Genomic DNA, 19,650 nt, shown 5'->3' with positions numbered 1-19,650 from the left:
GCACCCGCGGCCCCGCCCGAAAAAGGCAGGTGGGCTATCTTGCCAGTATGCGACTGAACCACCCCACGGCAACGGTGCTGCTGCTTCTGCTGTGTTCTTCCCTGCCTGGGCAAGACACCATCGGCCGCGCCGACTACCAACGCGCCATCGAGTACCTGTACGAGAACTACGGAGACGACAAGCTCTTCAACGCCCACGTAAGTCCGCACTGGCTGCCGGACAGCTCGGGGCTCTGGTACGTGCTTCGGGACCCGGGGGGGGAAACGTACCGGAGCTACTCCTTCGCGGCGGGCACCACCGCTCCGCTCTTCGATCCGGAGCGGCTCGCCGCCGCCCTCCGTGACTCGCTGGACACGCCCGTGGATGCCCGTCGCCTGCCGATCGCCGACCTCCGCTACCTCGGCCCGGACACCCTCTCCCTTACCGCCGCGGGGCGCCGCTACCTCCTGGGCCGTACGGACTATAGCCTGACGCGGGCCCCCGCGTACCGGTGGCGGGGCAATAGGGAAGAGGCACCCGCCCCCGACGGCAGCTACGTGGCCTTCACGCGCGACCAGAACCTGTACCTCCGCACCGCGGCCACCGGCGAGGAGCGGGCCCTGACCACCGACGGGGAGCGGGGCTACGAATACGCCTCCTGGTACGGGTGGGACGACATCATCGAGGGGGAAGGCGGCGAACGGCCGGCCCACTTCGGCGTCGACTGGTCGGAGGACGGGAAGTGGATCTCCACCAGCGTCGTCGACCTGCGGCGGGCGCAGAAGATGTACCTGCTCGACTGGAGCGTCGACAGCCTGTACCGGCCGAAGCTGCTGTCGTACTACCGCGGCTCGCCCGGCGACACGGGAATGGTGTACGTGGAGCCGGTATTTTTCGAGGCCCGTACCGGCCGCACCGTCAGGCCTAACCTGCCGCGGGGCACCCACATCAACGCGCTGGGGGTACGCTGGTCGCAGGCCCCGGGGCAGGTCTACCTGCAGGAACAGCGGCGCGGCTTCAAGGACATCGCGCTCTACCGTTTTGACCTCAACTCGGAGCGGCTCGATACTCTGTACACCGAGCACAGCCCCACCAACATCGATAATTTCGGATATGTGGCAGCCGAGAAAGCCGGCTCGGTGTTCTTCTTCTCCGAGCGCAGTGGGTGGCGGCAGCTGTACCGCATCGACCTGGCCACGGACGCGGTCACGCCGGTCACCCAGGGTGAATTCTACGTGACCGGGATCGAGCACGTAAATGCCGCAGAGCGCACGCTCTACTTCACCGCCACCGGCCGGGAGCCGGGGCGCAACCCCTACTTCCAGCACCTGTACCGCGTAGGGTTTGACGGCAGCGACCTGACGCTTCTCACGCCGGAGAACCGCCACCACCATGTCGACATCGCGCCGGGCGGCCGCTACTTCCTGGACAACTACTCGACCTTGAGCGAGCCCACCGTCACGGTGGTGCGGCGGACCTCCGACGGCTCCGTCGTACAGGAGCTCAGCCGGGCCGACCTGCGGGTACCGGCGGGCTGGTCGCCGCCGGAGACCTTCTCAACGCTGGCCGGCGACGGCAAGACGACGCTCTACGGCGCCGTGTGGAAGCCGATCAATTTCGATTCAACGCGGCGGTATCCGGTGCTTGAATCGAGCTATACGGGGCCACACACCCACGTGTTCCCGGAAGATTTCGGTAGCGTACTCAGTATGCAGTCCTTCGCCGAGCTGGGCTTCGTGGTCGTGCGCATCGACGGGCGCGGCTCGTCGGGGCGCTCCAAGGCCTTTCACGACTACAGCTACAAAAACCTGGGTGGCGGCCTGGCCGACCACATCACCGTCATGCGGGAAATGGGCCGCCGCCACGCCTGGTTCGACACCACGCGGGTGGGGGTGTTCGGCCACTCCGCCGGCGGCTACGACGCCGGCCACGCCGTGCTGGCCTACCCCGACTTCTACAAGGTGGCGGTGGCCAGCTCGGCCGACCACGACCACCGCATGGAAAAGGCCTGGTGGCCGGAGATGTACATGGGCTGGCCGGTGGACTCGGTCTATGAACAGCAGTCCAACATCACCCTGGCCGGCAACCTGCGTGGCAAGCTACTGGTCACCCACGGGGGCATCGACGAGAACGTGAACCCCTCGGCCACCTTCAAGCTGGCCGAGGCACTCATCCGTGCCGATCGCCCCTTCGACATGCTCATCCTGCCCAGTCAGCGGCACGGCTACCGCGGGCAGGCCAACCGCTACTTTACCAAGGTGCGGTGGAACTATTTTCTCGAGCACCTGCGGGGCGTGGAGCCGCTCTGGGACATCGGCTGGGAAGACTAGCCGCGCACATGCCGGGCCGTCCGGCGGTTCCCGTACCAAATTCATATCCCATGAAAGCACTGCCCCTATTGCTGCTCCTGTTCGCCGCCTGCGCGGACGGCTCGGAAATGGAAAAGAACATCCCGGGCGTCGGGGCCGAGGGCAATCGTCCGCCCTCCGGCGCCGGCTGCTATGCCTACGCGGGGAAGGGCGGTACCGTCGATCTCTACCTGACCGATACGGACGGCAAGGTCACCGGCACCCTCGATTATGCCCTCGACGAGAAGGACGCCAATACCGGCACCTTCGACGGACGGTGGCGCGGCGACACGCTGATCGGGGAGTACGCCTTTGAGTCCGAGGGGCGCGAGAGCGTGCGGGAGGTAGCTTTTCTGAAGCGGGGCGACCGGCTAATCGAGGGCTACGGGCCGCAAAACGCGACCGGCACCGCCTTCGCCGACCGCAGTCGCCTGGCGTTCACTTCCACGATGCCCCTGCTGCGGTTCGACTGCGAGGACTAGGGTGCGGATCATCGAATTAGACGGACGGTGCTTTGCCGATTTACCGGGTTTCTTCGCCGAGGCGGAGCGCCTGTTCACCCGCGACCTGTCGTGGCCCGTGGCGCCCAACTTCGACGCCCTGCACGATATCCTGTACGGCGGCTTCGGCGTATTCGAGAGCGGGGAGCCGGTGCGCATAGACTGGCTGCACAGCGCCAAGAGCCGGGCCGACCTCGGCTACGCCGCTACCGAAGCCTACTGGGCGGAAAAGGTCGAAACCTTCCACCCCAAGCAGCGCTACCGGGCGGTAGCCCACCTGGACGCCGCCCGCCGGGGGGAGGGGCAGACCCTTTACGGGCTGATCCGGAGCATCATCCTGGACCATCCAAACCTGACGCTGGTCGAGCAGTAGGGCGGCGGGCGGGCTATCTTGGCGGTATGCGAAGCTTCCTCCTTTCCGCCGCGGCCCTGCTGCTGACCGCCGGCCTCGCCGCCCAGGCGGATTCCTGTACCCTTATCACCGCCGGCTATGTCTTTGACGGCACCGAACTCCACCGGGGGCACGCGCTGCTCGTACGGGGCGATACCATCGCCGCCACTGGTCCCCGCGCTGGCCTGCCGGACGCCGCGGGCTGCCGGGTACTTGACTTCCCCGACGGCACCCTGCTGCCCGGCCTCATCGAGGGCCACGCCCACCTGCTGCTGCACCCCTACAACGAGGTGGGATGGAACGAGCAGGTACTGCGGGAGTCCTACGCGGAGCGTGCCATTCGCGGCGGGCTTCACGCCGGCCGGACCCTGCGCGCGGGCTTCACGACGGTGCGCGACCTCGGCTCGGAGGGAGCGGGCTACGTGGACGTCGGCCTGAAGCAGGCCATCGAGAAGGGGGTTATCCCCGGTCCCCGCCTGCTGGTCGCCGGTAAGGCCATCGTGGCCACGGGCAGCTACGGCCCCGGTGGCTTCATCGAGCAGGTAGAGGTGCCGCTGGGCGCGGAAGAGGCTGACGGCGTCGACGGCATCACCCGGGTGGTGCGCGACCAGATCGGCCACGGGGCGGACGTGATCAAGGTCTACGCCGACTACCGCTGGGGCCCGAACGGGGAAGCGATGCCCACCTTCACCCAGGAGGAGCTGGAACTCATGGTTCGGATCGCCAACAGTAGCGGACGGCCCGTGGTGGCTCACGCAGCTACCGCGGAGGGCATGCGGCGCGCCACCCTGGCCGGGGTCGCTACCATCGAGCACGGTGACGACGGCACGCCCGAGGTATTCGCGCTCATGGCCGAACGGGGGGTGGCGCTCTGTCCGACCCTGGCGGCCGGTGACGCCATCTCCCAGTACCGCGGCTGGAAAAAGGGGACCGATCCGGAACCCGACCGCATCAGCCAGAAACGGCAGTCCTTCCGGCAGGCCCTGGACGCCGGGGTGACGATCGTGGCCGGCGGCGACGTCGGCGTCTTCCCCCACGGCGACAATGTACGCGAGCTGGAGATGATGGTAGACTACGGCATGGAACCCCTGGCGGTGCTGCGGGCCGCGACCAGCGTCAATGCGGATGCCTTCGGACTGAGCGGCAGGGTGGGCCGGCTCCGGCCGGGATCACTGGCCGACCTGCTGGTTGTTTCCGGCGATCCGTCCGCCGATATCTCCGCCCTGCGCAATGTCGAGCTCGTGATCCTCGGCGGTCAGATCGTCTCGCCCTGACCCTATCCTTTCCGATGGTGTCGGGCTCCGTGCCGGAAAAGAGGGCGGAGTCGCCAATTTCTTCGCACTTTAGGGCGGGCTGCGCGGGTGCAGCGGAAAACCGTGAAGGGTATGAATCGAGGCTGTCTCCTTCTGTATTGCCTGTGTGTGACTGTTGGTCTTGGCGCGCAGCAGGATAGTTCACGCCTTACGCGCCTGCTTGCGGAGTACCGGATCAAGACCAGCATCGGCCTGCAACTGTGGTCGACCTACTCGGCGGGTATGGACGTCTACGATGCCGCCACCGGCACCTATACCCACGCCGACAACCGACTCAACACCCAGCTGCGGCGAAGCCGCTTCGTCTTCACCGGCCAGCCCTACGAGCGTCTGCAATTCAACATCACGGCTGCGCTCGACCTGGTCGGGCACGACCTGCTCTCGGCCACCGAGGCTGCCGGCAACAACGCGCCTTCCCCCGGCTTCCGCCTCTGGAACCTGTGGTTGCAGTACCGCCTCTCCAAGCAGCCCGACCGTCTCTACCTGCTGACCGGCTATTTTCTCCCGCCCGTCGGCCGGGAGAGCAGCACCGCGGCGCTGCGCAGCACCAGTTTTGAAAAGGCCTGGTCGCAGAATTACCTCCGGCGTCACCTCACCGGAAGCGGTCCGGGCCGGGCTAGCGGTCTCCTGCTGGGAGGACAGTGGCACGCCCCGGACGACGACCTGCACCTGACCTACGAGGCCGCCCTGCAAAACCCCACCGGGCAGGACTATAACGGCAACTCCAGCGGCATAAACTGGAGCCCCCTGCTCAGCGCACGCCTGTCCGTCCAGCTGGGCGACGTGGAGAGCAAGACCTTCACCCTCCTGCGCCGGGTCAACTACTTCAACCAACGCGAAGGGATCACCCTGAGCCTGAGCGCGGCCCGGCAGGGAGAGACCGCCGCCTTCGGTCGTATGTCCACGCTTGGCGTAGAGGTACTGTACAGCACGGCCGGCTTTCACCTCGACGGCGATTACCACTTTCTGCGCCGTAACGTGGCTGGTGGCAATGCGGATACGCGTACCGCGGCCCGGACCGGCTACCTCCGTCTTGGCTACAACCTGCCGCTCGCGCAGGAGCGTATTCTCGAACCGGTAGTGAGTTACTGGTTCTTTCGCGGCCCCACTTCACCGGAAGCCATCTTCCGGGCGCAGCTCACGCGATCGTTTACGGGCTCCGATATAGGCCTCGATCTGGGTGCCAACCTCTACCTGAACGCCAACTTCAAGCTCTCACTCTTCTATGCCTACCGCCACGGCGACGCCGGCGAAAGCGACCCCGCGGAGATCAACAATAACTTTTTCCAGCAAGTAGGAGTAGGCCCGGTGCGCCGCGGCAATTACCTCGGTACCGGCTGCGTGGTCATTTTCTGAGTTCCCGTTACCAGGTATAGCGTACGCCTACGCCCAGGTCGATTCCCGCGGCGGCGATCCCGCTGGCGAACGGTTGGTAAAAGCGGTCGAAAACGTTCTCCGCCTTCACCTGGAACGACAGGCGTTCGGACACCGCGTAGGCCGCGTAGGCATTCAGTGTCCACCATCCGGGCGTACCCTCCCCGTAGGGGGTGAGCTCCGGGTTGTCGGCGCTGCCCACCCGCTCGTAGGTGTAGCCGGTGGCCGCCGTGCCGGTGATGGAGTTGACGGCGTACTCGTCGAGCGGTTTGCCGATCTGCCAGTCGACGCGCAGCCGGGCGTCCCAGTTGCCGGAAGCGTAGTAGAACCCGGCGCGGCCGTAGGCGGGGGGGATGTGGTCCTGGGGCACGGTCAGCAGGTTGCCGTCGGGTGCCTCCTGTCGCCGCCGCCCCCGCAGCCAGTGCCCCTCCGCGCGAAATTCCCAGTCCGGTGCAAAGGTCCAGGCGGCCGCCAGGTCGAATCCGTAGATCCAGGCCCGCTCGGCGTTGACGTTGGTGTCGGTGTACAGGGTGTCGCCCCGGCTCACGAGGAAGGGGCTGCCGTCGGGCAGGGTGCCGCTGCGCCGGATGATGGCATTTTCAAGCAGGGTGCCGTAGGCGGTCGCCTCCAGGCGGAACGGTCCTTCGAGGCGGGAGTACGCTAGTTCCAGGGTGTTGGACCGTTCGGCCCCGAGGTCAGGATTGGGAACCTGGATCCGCCCGCTCTGCTCGCGGAACTTGGCGTTGTCGTCCACGTTCGGCGCGCGAAAGCCCTGGGCGAAGAGAAAGCGTAGCTTGTTTCCCCCGCGCCGGTACTGTGCCCCGAGGGCGGCGGTGAGGGCTCCGGAGGGGTTCACGATGCCGTCGAGGTAGGCCTCTGGCCAGGCGATGGGATCGTCGGTCCCGAAGGTAGCCGTGAGCCGCTGGTAATTGTAGCGCAGTCCCCCGCGCAGCTCCCAGTAATTGCTCAGGGTATGGCTTACGTCGCCGTACACCCCCCAGGAGGTGATCCCGCTGCCCTGGCTGGGGTAGCGGGTGGCCGTACCCGCGGGCGTGGCACGGGCATCCACGAGGTCGCGCCGCAGGTCGCCGCCGTAGCGGAGGTTGGTGCCGGGCGTCAGGGCCTTGGCGTAGTCGATCTGGAAATTGGCGGAGCCGACGTCCACCAGGCTGCGCTCGGTCAGAGGGTCGCCGAGGCGGCGCTGGATGCGGTCTTCTTCCACGAACTGGTAGGAAAGCAGGTAAGAGGCTACGTCGTAGAGGGCCGTGGACCGGCGGTCGTCGAGGCGCAGACTGCCCAGCGCGCGGGTCTGCGGTCCGTAGTCCCAGCGGGCCCAGCGGAGTTGTCCGTTGCGGACTTCGGTGAGGGCGTCGTAGCGCGGGATGTCGCCGGTAGTCGAGAACTGTAGGTTGGTCTGGAGTTCCAGCCCGTCCCCGACCAAGAAACGGAATTTCTGCAGCAGGTTATACTGCTCGTAGCCGCTGCCGACCTGCAGCTGGGGGTTGTCGTTGGTGACGACCTCGTCGCCGACCACGTAGTTGGGCCGCAGCCCGAAGTCGCCGTAGTTGTCCGGCCGGTTGCCACCGGCGCGCAGGTCGCCGAAGCGGGCAACGGAAACCGCGGTGAAGCCGGCCCACTTCGCCCCACCGTAGTCAAGACCGGTAGCCAGGTTGTAGGCGTTGGCCGCCGTGGCGTAGTTGGCCTGCGCATAACCGGTCAGGCCGCCGCCGGGCCGGAATTCCGGTTGCCGGGTACGGAAGTGTACCACCCCGCCCAGGGCGTCGCTGCCGTAGGCCAGGGCTCCGGCGCCGTAAATAAGCTCGATCCGCTCCAGGGCATTAGGGTCGACGGTGATGGCGTTCTGCAGGTGGCCGCTGCGGTAGATCGCGTTATTCATGCGTACCCCGTCGACGACCAGGAGTACCCGGTTGGCCTCGAAGCCGCGTACGACCGGACTGCCGGCACCCAGCTGTGATTTCTGCACGTATACGCCCGTGAGACCCGCCAGCGCATCGGCGGTGGTCAGGCTCTGTACCTGCGTGATGTTTTCCGCTTCCACGGTTTCGATCTGGTAGGGGAGGTCCACGGCCAGCTCGTTGCGGCGACCGACTACGGTAGCTGCGTCGAGCAGGAGGCCGCCGTACTGCTCCTGCAGGCGCACCTCCGTGTACGTTCCCCGCACCTGCGTCCCCGCCAGCAGGGCCGGGCGGAAACCGAGGTAACTGACGCGCAAGGTATCGGTGGCCGCGGCCGGGTCCAGCGTCAGTTCACCCGCTGCGTCGGTCGTGCCGATGGCCTGGTCGGGCAGGCGGAGCACCGAGGCCCCGACCAGCGGGGCACCCTCGTTGTCGATAACGCGCAGGGTGGTTTGGGCTGTCAGGGGCAGGGTCAACAGCAGGCAGAGTAGGAGGCGAAGTCCATGCATCGGGCAAAGGTAACCGACGCGTGAATTTTACACTCACTCCCGGGGAATGAGCACGTAGCCGGTCTGGGCCAGCTCGCCGAAATCCGCGTAGCCGATGGTGACGTACCCGCCGTTACCCCAGTTGCGGCCCAGGGAGCTGCGCAGTTCGAAGGTTTCGGCCTCACCGTCGTAGCCGATGACGGTGAGATAGTGGGACTCGGCCACCGGGCCGGTGGGGGCGTAAGCGCTGCCCTTGAGGTTGCTGAAGGAGGCGTCGGTGGCCAGTTCCACGATGACGGGGTTGCCGCGGCTCAGGGCCTTGCGGGTCTCGAACACGCGGTTGCGGGCCTTGGTCTCGGGCCGGAAAAGGTAGCCGAAGTTGGTGATGCCGAAGCGCGCCACCGAGTACACCGAGTTGGGGATGGTACTGCTATTGTAGGGCACGATGGCCGCCGAAACCGTGCCGGAGTTCATGAGGAGTCCGAGGCCGTCGACGAGGTTGGGGCGCGTACCGGCGTTGGCCAGGCTCATGGCGATGTAGTCGGGGCTCAGGTTGTCCTTGAAGTTGCTGTTGAGATTCACGTAGTACTCCAGCGCGTCGGCCAGGGCATAGGCCCACTCCATTCCCATCTGCGGTACCTGCCGGATGGGCATCATGTAGGGCTTGATGTTCTGCCGCAGCAGGTCTTCACGTGCCGAACTGCCGATGCCGGGGATGTAGTACATCAGCTGGTCGAGCGCCGCCACGTCGCTGATGCCCTCGAGTTTTTCGGGGCTCTTGGCGGTGCCGTAGGGCTGCTGGGCGCGGACGCCGGTGCCGAGCAACAGGAAGAACAGAAGCGTGAGCTGGTTTTTTCGTTTCATGCGGTGTGGTATCTGAAAGTGGCTACGCGGGAGGAACGATCCGGGGTGGGGGTTGCGTGTGTGCCGCTGGCCGGAGTTCTGCGCGCAAATCGTAGATAGTACCTGGTAGATGGTAAATCGTATATCCCAAGGACTACTAGTAGGCGCAAAGCCCCCCGGCCGGGAGCGGAGTAGTGCGGGCCAATTTTAAATGGTAAATTTTAAATCGTACATCCTCCGGTTGTTGATGAGAATAACCTGATAGCAAGCGAAGTCCTGCGCGCAAATGGTAAACAGTACTTGGTAACTGGTAAATCGTATATCCATCATGGCTACTTGCTCTCCCCGCATAGCTCCGTTTCACACAGATCGCCTGCGGCGTCGCAAATTGATCCACAGATTAGCTTCGCTGCTGCCTGCGGCGGTTTCGCGGATTCCCGCAGTACTGTGAAGAATAGCGAGCGGAGCCGGAGCCCTGCGCGCAAATGGTAGATAGTACCTGGTAGATGGTAAATCGTACATCCCAAGGACTACTAGTAGGCGCAAAGCCCCCCGGTCGGGAGCGGAGTAGTGCGGGCCAATTTCAAATGATAAATTTTAAATCGTAACTCCTCTGGGTATCAATGAGAACAACCCGGGGGCAAGCGAAGTCTTGCGCGCAAATGGTAAATAGTACTTGGTAACTGGTAAATCGTATATCCCGGGGACTACTAGTAGGAGCGAATCGCCCCGGCCGGGAGCGAAGTAGTGCGGGCCAATTTTAACTGGTAAATTTTAAATCGTACATCCTCCGGTTGTTGATGAGAATAACCTGATAGCAAGCGAAGTCCTACGCGCAAATGGTAAATTGTACGTTTTAAATTTACAACACCGCCTCTCCGTGCACCGCATAGCTCCCACGCCTTCTGGTTACCTCCACCTGGGCAACGCCGCCAACTTCGCGGCAAACGCCTTGCTTGCCGAAGGCGGCCCGCTGCTGCTCCGCATCGACGACCTCGACCGGGCACGCTTCCGGGAGGAGTACCTGCAGGATGTATTCGATGTGCTCCGGTGGCTGGAGATAGAATGGACGCACGGCCCCCGCGACCCGGCAGACTTCGAAGCGCAATGGTCACAGGAGTACCGGATGCCGGCCTACCGGAAAGCACTGGCGCAGTTGCGTCAGCAGCCCGGCGTTTTCGCCTGTCCCTGTTCGCGAAAGGAACTGGCCGGGGGCGGCCACCGCCACGGCTGCCTGGCCGGCGCGGTCGATCCCGACCGCCGGGACGTAGCCTGGAGAATAGATACCCGGCAGCACCCCCTCCACGATTCCATGCCCTGGTTTGCCGTTCGGAAGAAGGATGGCCGGCCCAGCTATCAGCTGGCCTGCACCGTAGACGATATGCACTTCGGCATCACCGCCTGCGCCCGCGGCGCGGACCTGCGGGACAGCACCGAAGCACAAGCCTTACTCTCCGATCTGCTGGGCTATCCGCAGCTGCACGAACGAATCCGGTTCGTGCATCACCCGCTTCTAACGGAGGAGGGGGAAAAGATCAGCAAGCGACAGGGGGCCCGGGGCGTCCGGGAGCGGGGCGTGGAAAGGGAGGAAGTCTTCGCTATCGCCCACACCTGGCTGGGCGCCTGATCCGGAACGGAGGTGTACGAGTCAGGTTCCGGATACCGGGGCCGCGTCCTTCGCGATCCGCCATTGTCCCCGCGGGGCAATGGCCAGGCCGTTGTGGGGCGCGTATACCATCGTCCCCGTGCCGTAGGGGTCGCCCTCCTGCACTGTGACGCTCGCCGCGTCGAAGAGGCCGTCTACCGTGGCGTTGGAACTGTTGGCCCACATTTCGACCAGGTAGCGGTTGGGCATCAGGGTGCAGGACGGCAGGTCGATGGTCAGTTTGTTGAGCCCCGCCTGGGCGGAGAGGGCGACGCCCTGGCTCTTGCTGTCAATCATAATGACCGCCTCCCGGTAGTTGCGGCAGAAGCGCAGGGTGAACTGCCAGGAATCGATCGCTTCGGTGCAGAGGAATTCGACTTCGACGCGGAGCGGTTCTCCGACTACGACGGGCCGGCCGCCGTTGAAGGAAACGCGCTGAAACCGGATGGCACCGTCGCCGTAGCGGTCGGTCCGGTCCGCCAGGTCCACGGCGGAGGCCCGGCTCAGGGTGGAGTCCCGGTAGCGGGCGATGGCTTCGGGTACGGCCCCGTCGAATACCTTGCGCCCCCGCTCCATCAGCAGGCACCGCTGGCAAAGCCCTTCCACCGCCCCCATGTTGTGGCTGACGAAAAGCACGGTGCGGCCACTCCGGCTCACGTTGTCCATCTTGGCCAGGCATTTTTCCTGGAAGGCCAGGTCACCCACGGCCAGCACCTCATCGATGATGAGGATTTCGGGATCAAGGTGGGCCGCCACGGCAAATGCCAGGCGCACCTTCATCCCACTGGAATAGAACTTCACCGGCGTATCGATGTGGCTCCCCACGCCGCTGAAGGCGACGATCTCGTCGAACTTCTGGCGCACTTCCCGGCGTGACATCCCGAGGATGGTGCCGTTCATGAATACATTGTCGCGTCCGGACAGGTCACTGTGGAATCCGGTACCCACTTCCAGCAGGCTGGATACCCGGCCCCGGAGGACGACCCGGCCCTCGGTCGGCTCGGTGATGCGGCTGAGGATCTTGAGCAGCGTGCTCTTGCCGGCCCCATTGTGGCCGATGATGCCCAGCACCTCGCCCGTCTCCACGGTGAAATCCACCTCCCGGAGGGCCCAGAGTACCGTATCGTCTTCCTCTCCCTTGTCCGCGAATTTCTTGCGTTGGCGCAGTTCCCGGTAGTTGCGCAGGGGATAGGTCAGCAAGCCCTTCGCGGCGCCGACCAGGGTGTCGTCCCGCTTGCTGGAGCCGAGGCGGTAACGTTTGCTGAGTCCGGATACTTCGATCATAAACTTGGGGTTTGGGTGGCGGCCACGGGGCTTACGCCACGTCGGCAAAGTGCCGTTCCATGCGTCGGAAGTAGAAGCAACCGTACAGGAAGAGCAGGACCGAAACCACCGCTCCGGTACCTACCCACTGCCAGGGAAACTCCCGGGTATTGAGAAAGATGGCCCGCATTCCCTCGATCACACCCACCATCGGATTGAGGGCATAGGCCCACTGCCAGTATTCCGGTATGATCGCTACGGAGTACACGACCGGCGCCGTGTACATCAGCAGGCGGACCATGAAGGTCATGGCGTACTGCACGTCCCGGTACTGTACGGCCAGGGCGGACAAAAAGGCGCCTACCCCCAAACTGGTGAAGACCATGATGAGAATCAGAACCGGTAGCATGACGATCTCCCACCCCGGCACCATCCGGTAATAGAATAGTAGCCCGATGAGTACCACGAAGGCCACCCCGAAATCCACCAGCTTTCCGAGGACGGGAGCCATGGGCAGGATCAGGCGGGGAAAGTAGACCTTGCCGATCATGTCCCGGTTGTTGACCAGGGAATTGGTACTGTCGGTGAGGATGCCGCTGAAGTACGACCAGGAAACCATCGCGGTATAGCTAAACAGGATATACGGGCTGCCGTCCGAGCTCAATTGGGCCAGGTTGCCAAAGATCAGGGTAAACAGCAGGGTCTGGATCAGGGGGTTGGCCACGGCCCAGCCGACGCCGAGAATGGACTGGGCGTATTTGATCTTTATACCCCGTAAGGACAGGAAATACAGCAGGTCACGGTAACGCCACAATGCCGCCGTATCGATGACCTGCCACCCACTGGTAGCCTGGATTACCGTGGTGTTTTTTTCGGTCATTTGGGATAATTTCACCGTAAAGGTAACCAAGATGGTAAGGGCTAGGTAACTTGCCAACCCATTTAAACCACAACCCACCTTGAGTTCCCCCAGCCCCATAAATTTTGCCGTTGTCGGTTGCGGTCACATCGGCAAGCGTCATCTTGCGGTAATCGACGCCGACCCGCTTTCCCGGCTGGTGGCTTTCTGTGACGTCGACCGCGACAAATTGAGCGAATTCGCGGATCGCTATCCCGCCGCGACGCCCTACACCGACTACGAGAAAATGCTCCGCGACAGTCCCGCTGACGTAGTGGCCATCTGTACCCCCCACGGACTGCACTCCATCATGAGTATTCAGGCCGCCTACGCGGGTAAGAACATCCTGGTGGAAAAGCCCATGGCCCTCACCAGCATCGAAAGCGAGCGGATGATCGCCGCCGCCCGGGAGGCCGGCGTCAAACTCTACGTGGTCAAGCAAAACCGGTACAACCGACCGATCCTGCTGACGAAAAGCGCCCTGGACGAGGGACTCCTCGGCCGGCCCCTCATGGTACAGTGCAACGTCATCTGGAACCGAAACGACGCCTACTACGAACAGTCGCGCTGGCGCGGCCGCCGGCACCTGGAAGGAGGGGCACTCCAGACCCAGGTCAGTCACTTCCTCGATCTCATGGTCTGGTGGTTCGGTGAGATCACCCAGGCGCGTACGGTCATGGATACCCTCAACCACACTATTCAGATCGAGGACTGCGGGGCAAGCGCCCTGCGCTTCGAGAGCGGGGTAGTAGGCTCTCTCCTGTGGACCACCTGTGCCTACCGGCAGAATTTTGAAGGCAGCCTGACCGTGATCGCCGAAAAGGGCCTGGTCAAGATCGGCGGCAAGTACCTGAACGAGATCGAACACTGGGACGTGGAGGATTATCCCCAGCCAACGGACGTGGCGATGGACGACGCACCCAACGACTATGGCACCTACCAGGGCAGCAGCAGCAACCACGACAAGCTCATCAATGACCTGGTACATCAGTTGGTCGAAAGCCGGGAAGGCGTAGTCGAAGGAGAGGAAGGATTGAAGACGATCCGCGCCATTGAAAGAATCTACGGCGGCGTATGAGCGAAAGTGAATTGTTCGGCAGCGCGGCCTGGGCCGGCGTCTTGACGGAGACCTACGGCTTTACCGTGGAGTACCAGGACGAGCTGCCCTTCTGCCGCATCGACGATGCTGCCGGCCGCCGCGTGATTGCCCTGCCCTTCACGGATTACCTGCCGGTGGATCAGGCGGACCGCGCCAATAAGTTCCTGACTACCCTTTCCCGGCGGTACCCCACCTACCGGGTAGTGCTCAAGTCGCGCCTGCCCCACGATACTTCCCCCGGCAGCGACGCCCATATAAGCAAACGGGCCTATTGCCACCGGTACCGTCCGGGCGGCGGCGGTGCGTCGTCCAGTTTTCGCCGCGGCACCCGGCAGGCGATCCGGGCGGGCATCGAGGTGCGCCGCGCCTCCGACGAGGCGGCGTGCGACCGGTTCTACCACCTCTACCTACGGCAGCGGTTGCAGAAGTTCGGCTCCATTCCCCAGTCCCCCTCCTTTTTCCAGTCCGTGCACCGCCGCTTCATCGGGAACGGTAATGGATTTTACCTGGAGGCCTGGTCATCCGCCGGACGGCACGCCGCCACGCTGGTCGTCCTTCGCTGCGGCGATGGCTGGTTCTATAAATTCGGGGCCTCCGACCCGGACTTACTCGCGGATCGCCCCAACAACCTGCTGTTCGACCACCTCACGGCGGCGGTGGATGACGGCGAGTCCACCTTTCTTGATCTGGGGCTCAGCGGCAGCTCGGAGGCGTACGCCGGCCTGCGGCGGTTTAAGTCGGCCACCGGGGCCGAAATGCATCCCCTCACCTACCTTACCTGCGAGCCGCCGGATTACGCGGACGACGGGTCGGCCGAGTTCCTGGTGGGGCTGGGGGCGGTCACTTCCCGACTTGCCGCGATAGGTGCTCCGGCGGATACCGTCATCCCGGTGAGCGAAGCCCTTTATCGCTATTTCGCATGAGGGTAGCTATCATCGGAAACAACGACGGGCCCGATCGCTTAGCGGCCTCCCTGGCCGGCAGTAGCCACAAGGTGGTATGCATCGGCCGGCAAAAAATCGACGTACCCGACGAGGCCGCCGCCGAGCGCCTGCTGGCCGATGTATCCTTTGACCTGCTGGTCAACTGCTTCGCCAACTTCCGCTACCGCCGCCTTCACCTGCGCTATCCGGCCGTCAACGTCCACCTGGCCCCCCTGCCCGCCTACCGCGGGCGCCACCCCCTGCAGTGGGCCCTCATCAACGGAGAAACGGAATTCGGCGCTACCATACACGACATCACCGACGCGTACGACGCCGGAACGATCCGCTGGCAAGACCACATTGCCGTGGAGGACGGCTGGTCGGCCGCAGAGCTCCGCGAGGCCCTGCTGCGCCGGGTGGAGCTTGCCTTCCCCTCCTTTCTCGATACCTACGATCCCGGTAACCCGGGCCTGGCCAACGACCCTGCCGCCGCAACCTACGTTACCCGCCGCTTCCCGGAAGACGGTCGGATTACCGACTGGTCCGACCGGGACCGGGTTTTCCGTACGGTGCGGGCCCTGCGCCACGACGACCATCCCGCCTACGTGGTACACGCCGGAAACCAGCACGTCCTTTCCGACGCCCGGCGCGACCCGCGGCGCTTCGTCGGTGCCATCCCCGGTACCCTCGCCGGTCGCCGCGGAGAAGCGGTACTCGTTGCCTGTGGGTACGGCGGATCGATCCTGTTGTCGGGCAGTACCCTGCACGCCCTTCCCGTAAACGCAAAATTGTAGCCATGACCATCCCCCTGATCGACCTGCAGGCCCAGTACCAAAGCCTGCGTCCGGCCATCGACGACCGGATCGCCGCGGTCCTGTCCGAGGCGGCCTTCATCGGTAGCGACGCGGTCGCCGCTTTCGGCGAGGCGTTCGCCAGCTACGCCGGCCACGCGCACGCCGTGACCTGTGGCAACGGTACCGATGCCCTGGAACTGCTGATGGACGCCTGGGAGATCGGTCCCGGCGACGAGGTCATCGTCCCGGCTATGAGCTGGATCAGCACGAGCGAAATTGTAGCCACCCGGGGTGCCCGGCCGGTCTTTGTCGATGTCGATCCTCTTACGCACTGCCTTGACCCAGACCGTGCCGCCGCCGCGGTAACGGACAAGACCCGGGCCATCATTGCCGTACACCTCTACGGGCACCCCGCCCCCCTAGGTGCGCTGCGGACCCTCGCCGACCAGCGGGGACTGTACCTGATCGAGGATTGCGCCCAGGCCCACGGCGCCCGCTACCGGGGCCGGCACATCGGGACCATAGGGGATGCGGCGACCTACAGTTTTTTTCCTTCCAAGAGCCTGGGTGCCTACGGAGACGGAGGACTGGTAGGGACGGATTCCGCGGAACTCGCCGACCGGGTGCGGGCGCTGGCCAATCACGGTATGCCCGGACGCCGCCACTATCACCGCTACCACGGTCGCAACAGCCGGCTCGACGGCTTGCAGGCCGCGGTATTGCTGGAAAAGTTGCCCCATCTCGACGCCTGGATCTCCGCAAAGAATCGCCTGGCCGGGCTGTACCGTGACCACCTGGCCAAAGCGGATCTCCGGTTACCTATGGTGCAGGAGGACGCCTACCATGGCTACCACCTGTTCGTCGTTCGCAGCGAGCGGCGGGATGAGTTGGCCGACTACCTCGGCGGGGCGGGTATTGCGACCACCGTTCATTATCCCACTCCGCTTCCCCTGCACGCCTGCTACGCGGGCTACGGTCACCGGCCGGAGGAGTTCCCCGAAGCCGTAGCGCTGAGCCGTACGGCGCTAAGCCTGCCCATGTACGCAGAGCTGACGGACGAGCAACTCGCCTACGTGACCGACCACGTCAACCGTTTTTTCGGCGTATGAAGCGGCTCATCAAATTTGACATCATCCACCCCAATTCCTACCTGCTGCGCAAGCAGGCCGAGGCGCCGGAGATCCACGGCATGGACCTCGGGGAGTACCGGCAGTGGCTCCTCGACCTGGCCTCCAACTACTCGGATTTCTACACGTATTACCTCAACCGCAGCGGCGCGTGGGAGGCCGAGGAGTACTTTTTCAACGACGCCGTATTCACGCGCAAGGTGGCCGAGCACCTGTTCGGCAAGGTCCGGGCCCGCCTGTTGGAAGGCATCGGACGGGGCGTGCGGCGAATAACCAAACGGCGTAACGATTTCCGGGACTATATCGCCCGCGCCTACCTGGCGGAGCGGCGGCCCGACGTGATCTTCGCGCGCTCCCAGCCGCAGCCCTCCGCCTTCTGGCAGCCGTACCGGCACGATACCCTGCTAGTAGCACGCCTCAGTGCCCGCTTGCCCTTCAACTGGCACCCCAACGATTTCGACCTCGTCTATACCGACCAGCCCGATTTCAAACACTTCTTCGAGCTGCACGGTACAGAGACCATCATCAACGACCAGGGATTCGATGCCCGTATCGTGGAGCGCCTCGAGCAGGGACTGCCATCTCCCGGGGTGGTGTTCGTCGGAGGGCTGGGCACCCAGAATTTCCTGGCGCGTACCCTGTTCTTCGAACGGATCGCCGGGCGCACCAAATTTACCTGGTGGGGCTACTGGTGGGACGGCGGCGGCGACGGTCGTACGCTCGCCGATTTTCCCGGGCTTGAGCGGGGTTTCCGCGGCGTGACCAGCGGCATGGAAATGTACCAAACCTACCACGACGCCACCATCTGCCTGAACGACTACGTCGATACCGCGAACGGGGTCGGCTTCAATCAGCGGATGTTCGAGGTCATGGGGGTCGGGGGCTTCCTGCTTACCCGTGCCGCCCCTAACTTCAGCGACGTTTTCCCGGAAGGCATATTTGCGACCTACGAAGACGAGGAAGACTGCCTGCGACAGATCGATTACTACCTGGCCCATCCCGGGGAGCGGGCAGAGATTGCCGCCCGCGGCCAGCAGTTTATTCTGGAGCAGTATAACTACGAGCGGATAGCGGCCGAATTCTCCTCCGATTTACTCGCCCGGCTGGGCGAGGGTCGCCCACCCAGGTAGGCGCGCGCCCGGCGGGCGGGGTTGAAGATCATGCTCAACCCGAAGCGGGCATCCGTACGGAACAGGTGGACCAGGTGGTGCAGGGCCCGCCCCCAGGCCTCCGTTTCCCGGTAGTGCTGCGACAGGTGCCAGTGCAGGTGCGCGCGTCGCCGCTTCGCCTTGCGGCTCAGGCGCGTGGCCGGAAAGTGCTCGGCGTAGGTGTCGAAGTCGCGCAGTTCCTGCAGGAGGATGGTCGGGTTCTTCCGGAACACTCGCTGAAAACCCTGCGGAGAGATGTAGTAGGCGGCCGCCGGACGCGCGTCGTAGTACACCGGCCCATTGCGGCTCAGGTGTAACATCAGCGCGTAATCCGCCGCTACGATGCTGTAGAACCAGTCGGGCAGGTCACGCAGCTGTGCGGTACGGTACATGATACTGCCGATGAAGGGGTTCAGGCGATTACGGATCGCCAGGTCCTCGTGGGTGTAGCGTCCGGTGGCGCACCCCCCGAGTTGGTCCGACATAAATTCCATGCGATCCTCCCCGGGGTCGGCTGGGTTCGCGTAGTCCATCCGCGCGTCGTGCAGGCACATGCTCAGGTCCGGCTCCGCCTCCATAAGGTCGTATTGGCGTTGCAGCTTGTCCGGATCGGTCCAGTAATCGTCACCGTCCAGCATGGCCGTATAGCGTCCGCGGCAGTTCAGGAGGTTGGTGGTATTGTTGGTCCGTCCCGGTACCTCCCCCCGGTAGCGCCGCGGATGCAATATCAGGTGGATCTTGTCGGGGTAGCGGCGGGCGTACTCGCGCAACACCTCCTGGGTGCCATCGCTGGAACAATCGTCGCCTATCACGATCTCGAAGGGAAAATCGGTCCGCTGCATCAGCGCGCTGTCGATCGCTCGACCCACCAGGTCGCGCTGGTTGTAGGTGATGATCGATATGCTGACCGCGGGCGGGGCGTGGTCACTCACAGTAGCTGAATTTTAGGGCATTGGCCTGTACGGGGTTAGCGGCGTTGGCGTCCGCCGCCGCCTGCTCGCGGTAGCGCGCGGGGGCATCGGCGGCGGGAATGACGCGGAAGTCGAAGGATACCCGGCTTTTGCCCGTCGTATTGTTTTTGGCTCCGTGGGAAAGCGTGCTGCCCCGGAAGCGGGCGTACTGCCCGGGCCGGGTTTCTACCGGCTGGTAATCTTCTTTTCCTTCCTCGCTCTCGATCCAGAAGGTGTTGGTTGCGTAGGCGGGGGTCAGGGCCACCCAGTAATTGATCTCCGCGGGGTCGTGGCCGTAGTCCGCGTCGCGGTGGAACCGGCTTTGCCCCGGTACGTCGGCAAACAGGATGCGGTGGCTCGGCTTGGTCTGGTAGTAGATCGGTTCCGTGAACTGGGGACGGATCACCTCCCGGATAAAGCACTCGTAGACGGCGTAAAACTCCTCGCCCTCCGCGGACCGCAGGCCGGCGTACATCGCCTTGAAGACCGGCGACTGCTCCATATTCTTGTACAGGGAGTTGGCCAGTTCCGGGTCGCTGGTGTAGGCGGCCCGGAGATCCTCCAGGTCATCCGTGCCGATGTACCGGCTGATGAGGCTGCGGAAGGGGTAGCGCGCCGGGTCGTAGTCGAATAATTTGGTTTCCATGGTTC

The 19,650-nt window shown here is 64.2% G+C and carries 17 protein-coding genes; 11 read left to right on the top strand and 6 right to left on the bottom strand.

Annotated elements, in window-relative coordinates:
- The first annotated feature begins 47 nt into the window (after positions 1–47).
- The 5 genes from DQG19_RS13415 (at position 48) to DQG19_RS13395 (ending at position 5,887) form a co-directional block, all read left to right on the top strand.
- Positions 48–2,309, top strand: a complete 2,262-nt coding sequence (locus tag DQG19_RS13415) for a S9 family peptidase (RefSeq protein WP_116126771.1) — start codon at positions 48–50, stop codon at positions 2,307–2,309.
- 50 nt (positions 2,310–2,359) lie between these two features.
- Positions 2,360–2,809 (top strand): hypothetical protein, encoded by a 450-nt coding sequence (locus DQG19_RS13410; protein ID WP_116126770.1) that lies wholly within the window; start codon positions 2,360–2,362, stop codon positions 2,807–2,809.
- 1 nt (position 2,810) lies between these two features.
- The gene (locus tag DQG19_RS13405) at positions 2,811–3,200 is read left to right on the top strand and encodes a hypothetical protein (RefSeq protein WP_116126769.1); all 390 of its coding nucleotides are present in this window, start codon (positions 2,811–2,813) and stop codon (positions 3,198–3,200) included.
- Positions 3,201–3,226: 26 nt separating this feature from the next.
- Positions 3,227–4,492: a metal-dependent hydrolase family protein gene (locus DQG19_RS13400; protein WP_116126768.1), complete on the top strand. Its 1,266-nt coding sequence runs from the start codon at positions 3,227–3,229 to the stop codon at positions 4,490–4,492.
- Positions 4,493–4,639: 147 nt separating this feature from the next.
- Positions 4,640–5,887 (top strand): porin, encoded by a 1,248-nt coding sequence (locus DQG19_RS13395; RefSeq protein WP_157974501.1) that lies wholly within the window; start codon positions 4,640–4,642, stop codon positions 5,885–5,887.
- A 7-nt stretch (positions 5,888–5,894) separates the two neighbouring features.
- On the opposite strand, the gene DQG19_RS13390 is transcribed toward DQG19_RS13395, so the two are convergent.
- Together DQG19_RS13390 and DQG19_RS13385 are read right to left on the bottom strand one after the other, a co-directional pair.
- Complete coding sequence (locus DQG19_RS13390; RefSeq protein ID WP_116126766.1) at positions 5,895–8,330, bottom strand: TonB-dependent receptor domain-containing protein; 2,436 nt, start codon at positions 8,328–8,330, stop codon at positions 5,895–5,897.
- Between the two features lie 33 nt (positions 8,331–8,363).
- Complete coding sequence (locus tag DQG19_RS13385) at positions 8,364–9,173, bottom strand: C1 family peptidase (RefSeq protein ID WP_116126765.1); 810 nt, start codon at positions 9,171–9,173, stop codon at positions 8,364–8,366.
- Between the two features lie 859 nt (positions 9,174–10,032).
- On the opposite strand from DQG19_RS13385, the gene DQG19_RS13380 reads away from it, so the two are divergent.
- Positions 10,033–10,779 (top strand): glutamate--tRNA ligase family protein, encoded by a 747-nt coding sequence (locus DQG19_RS13380; protein ID WP_157974500.1) that lies wholly within the window; start codon positions 10,033–10,035, stop codon positions 10,777–10,779.
- Positions 10,780–10,800: 21 nt separating this feature from the next.
- Here DQG19_RS13380 and DQG19_RS13375 read toward each other — a convergent pair whose 3' ends face one another.
- On the bottom strand, positions 10,801–12,081 hold the full coding sequence (locus tag DQG19_RS13375) for an ABC transporter ATP-binding protein (RefSeq protein ID WP_116126763.1): 1,281 nt from the start codon (positions 12,079–12,081) through the stop codon (positions 10,801–10,803).
- Between the two features lie 31 nt (positions 12,082–12,112).
- Positions 12,113–12,940, bottom strand: coding sequence for an ABC transporter permease (locus tag DQG19_RS13370; protein WP_116126762.1), 828 nt, complete (start codon positions 12,938–12,940; stop codon positions 12,113–12,115).
- A gap of 79 nt (positions 12,941–13,019) precedes the next feature.
- Here DQG19_RS13370 and DQG19_RS13365 point away from each other — a divergent pair, with 79 nt between their 5' ends.
- The 5 genes from DQG19_RS13365 to DQG19_RS13345 are packed head-to-tail and all read left to right on the top strand — an operon-like array spanning position 13,020 to position 18,031.
- Positions 13,020–14,036, top strand: a complete 1,017-nt coding sequence (locus DQG19_RS13365) for a Gfo/Idh/MocA family protein (RefSeq protein WP_116126761.1) — start codon at positions 13,020–13,022, stop codon at positions 14,034–14,036.
- Entirely contained in the window at positions 14,033–14,980 is a 948-nt protein-coding gene (locus tag DQG19_RS13360; protein WP_116126760.1) for a GNAT family N-acetyltransferase, read from the top strand. Before DQG19_RS13365 ends, DQG19_RS13360 begins: the two co-directional genes overlap by 4 nt.
- Positions 14,977–15,774 (top strand): formyltransferase family protein, encoded by a 798-nt coding sequence (locus DQG19_RS13355; RefSeq protein WP_116126759.1) that lies wholly within the window; start codon positions 14,977–14,979, stop codon positions 15,772–15,774. Before DQG19_RS13360 ends, DQG19_RS13355 begins: the two co-directional genes overlap by 4 nt.
- Before the next feature lie 2 nt (positions 15,775–15,776).
- Positions 15,777–16,883: a DegT/DnrJ/EryC1/StrS family aminotransferase gene (locus DQG19_RS13350; RefSeq protein WP_116126758.1), complete on the top strand. Its 1,107-nt coding sequence runs from the start codon at positions 15,777–15,779 to the stop codon at positions 16,881–16,883.
- Positions 16,880–18,031, top strand: coding sequence for a glycosyltransferase (locus tag DQG19_RS13345; RefSeq protein WP_116126757.1), 1,152 nt, complete (start codon positions 16,880–16,882; stop codon positions 18,029–18,031). The genes DQG19_RS13350 and DQG19_RS13345 overlap by 4 nt, the downstream gene beginning before the upstream one ends.
- On the opposite strand, the gene DQG19_RS13340 is transcribed toward DQG19_RS13345, so the two are convergent.
- Together DQG19_RS13340 and DQG19_RS13335 are read right to left on the bottom strand one after the other, a co-directional pair.
- Positions 17,959–18,981: a glycosyltransferase family 2 protein gene (locus DQG19_RS13340; protein ID WP_116126756.1), complete on the bottom strand. Its 1,023-nt coding sequence runs from the start codon at positions 18,979–18,981 to the stop codon at positions 17,959–17,961. The two genes, DQG19_RS13345 and DQG19_RS13340, sit on opposite strands and share 73 nt — an antisense overlap.
- Positions 18,974–19,645: a hypothetical protein gene (locus DQG19_RS13335; protein ID WP_116126755.1), complete on the bottom strand. Its 672-nt coding sequence runs from the start codon at positions 19,643–19,645 to the stop codon at positions 18,974–18,976. The genes DQG19_RS13340 and DQG19_RS13335 overlap by 8 nt, the downstream gene beginning before the upstream one ends.
- Positions 19,646–19,650: the final 5 nt, after the last annotated feature.

This window comes from Lewinella sp. IMCC34183, from assembly GCF_003390915.1.
Taxonomy (GTDB): Bacteria; Bacteroidota; Bacteroidia; order Chitinophagales; family Saprospiraceae; genus Neolewinella.
This window is presented reverse-complemented; position numbering and strand designations above follow the sequence as displayed.

What these genes read in the sequence shown, in the direction of transcription:
- DQG19_RS13360 (WP_116126760.1), top strand. Translation starts at nt 14,033, where the DNA reads ATGAGCGAAAGTGAATTGTTCGGCAGCGCGGCCTGGGCCGGCGTCTTG.
- DQG19_RS13415 (WP_116126771.1), top strand. Translation starts at nt 48, where the DNA reads ATGCGACTGAACCACCCCACGGCAACGGTGCTGCTGCTTCTGCTGTGT.
- DQG19_RS13410 (WP_116126770.1), top strand. Translation starts at nt 2,360, where the DNA reads ATGAAAGCACTGCCCCTATTGCTGCTCCTGTTCGCCGCCTGCGCGGAC.
- DQG19_RS13355 (WP_116126759.1), top strand. Translation starts at nt 14,977, where the DNA reads ATGAGGGTAGCTATCATCGGAAACAACGACGGGCCCGATCGCTTAGCG.
- DQG19_RS13400 (WP_116126768.1), top strand. Translation starts at nt 3,227, where the DNA reads ATGCGAAGCTTCCTCCTTTCCGCCGCGGCCCTGCTGCTGACCGCCGGC.
- DQG19_RS13370 (WP_116126762.1), bottom strand. Translation starts at nt 12,940, where the DNA reads ATGACCGAAAAAAACACCACGGTAATCCAGGCTACCAGTGGGTGGCAG.
- DQG19_RS13345 (WP_116126757.1), top strand. Translation starts at nt 16,880, where the DNA reads ATGAAGCGGCTCATCAAATTTGACATCATCCACCCCAATTCCTACCTG.
- DQG19_RS13375 (WP_116126763.1), bottom strand. Translation starts at nt 12,081, where the DNA reads ATGATCGAAGTATCCGGACTCAGCAAACGTTACCGCCTCGGCTCCAGC.
- DQG19_RS13335 (WP_116126755.1), bottom strand. Translation starts at nt 19,645, where the DNA reads ATGGAAACCAAATTATTCGACTACGACCCGGCGCGCTACCCCTTCCGC.
- DQG19_RS13390 (WP_116126766.1), bottom strand. Translation starts at nt 8,330, where the DNA reads ATGCATGGACTTCGCCTCCTACTCTGCCTGCTGTTGACCCTGCCCCTG.
- DQG19_RS13385 (WP_116126765.1), bottom strand. Translation starts at nt 9,173, where the DNA reads ATGAAACGAAAAAACCAGCTCACGCTTCTGTTCTTCCTGTTGCTCGGC.
- DQG19_RS13350 (WP_116126758.1), top strand. Translation starts at nt 15,777, where the DNA reads ATGACCATCCCCCTGATCGACCTGCAGGCCCAGTACCAAAGCCTGCGT.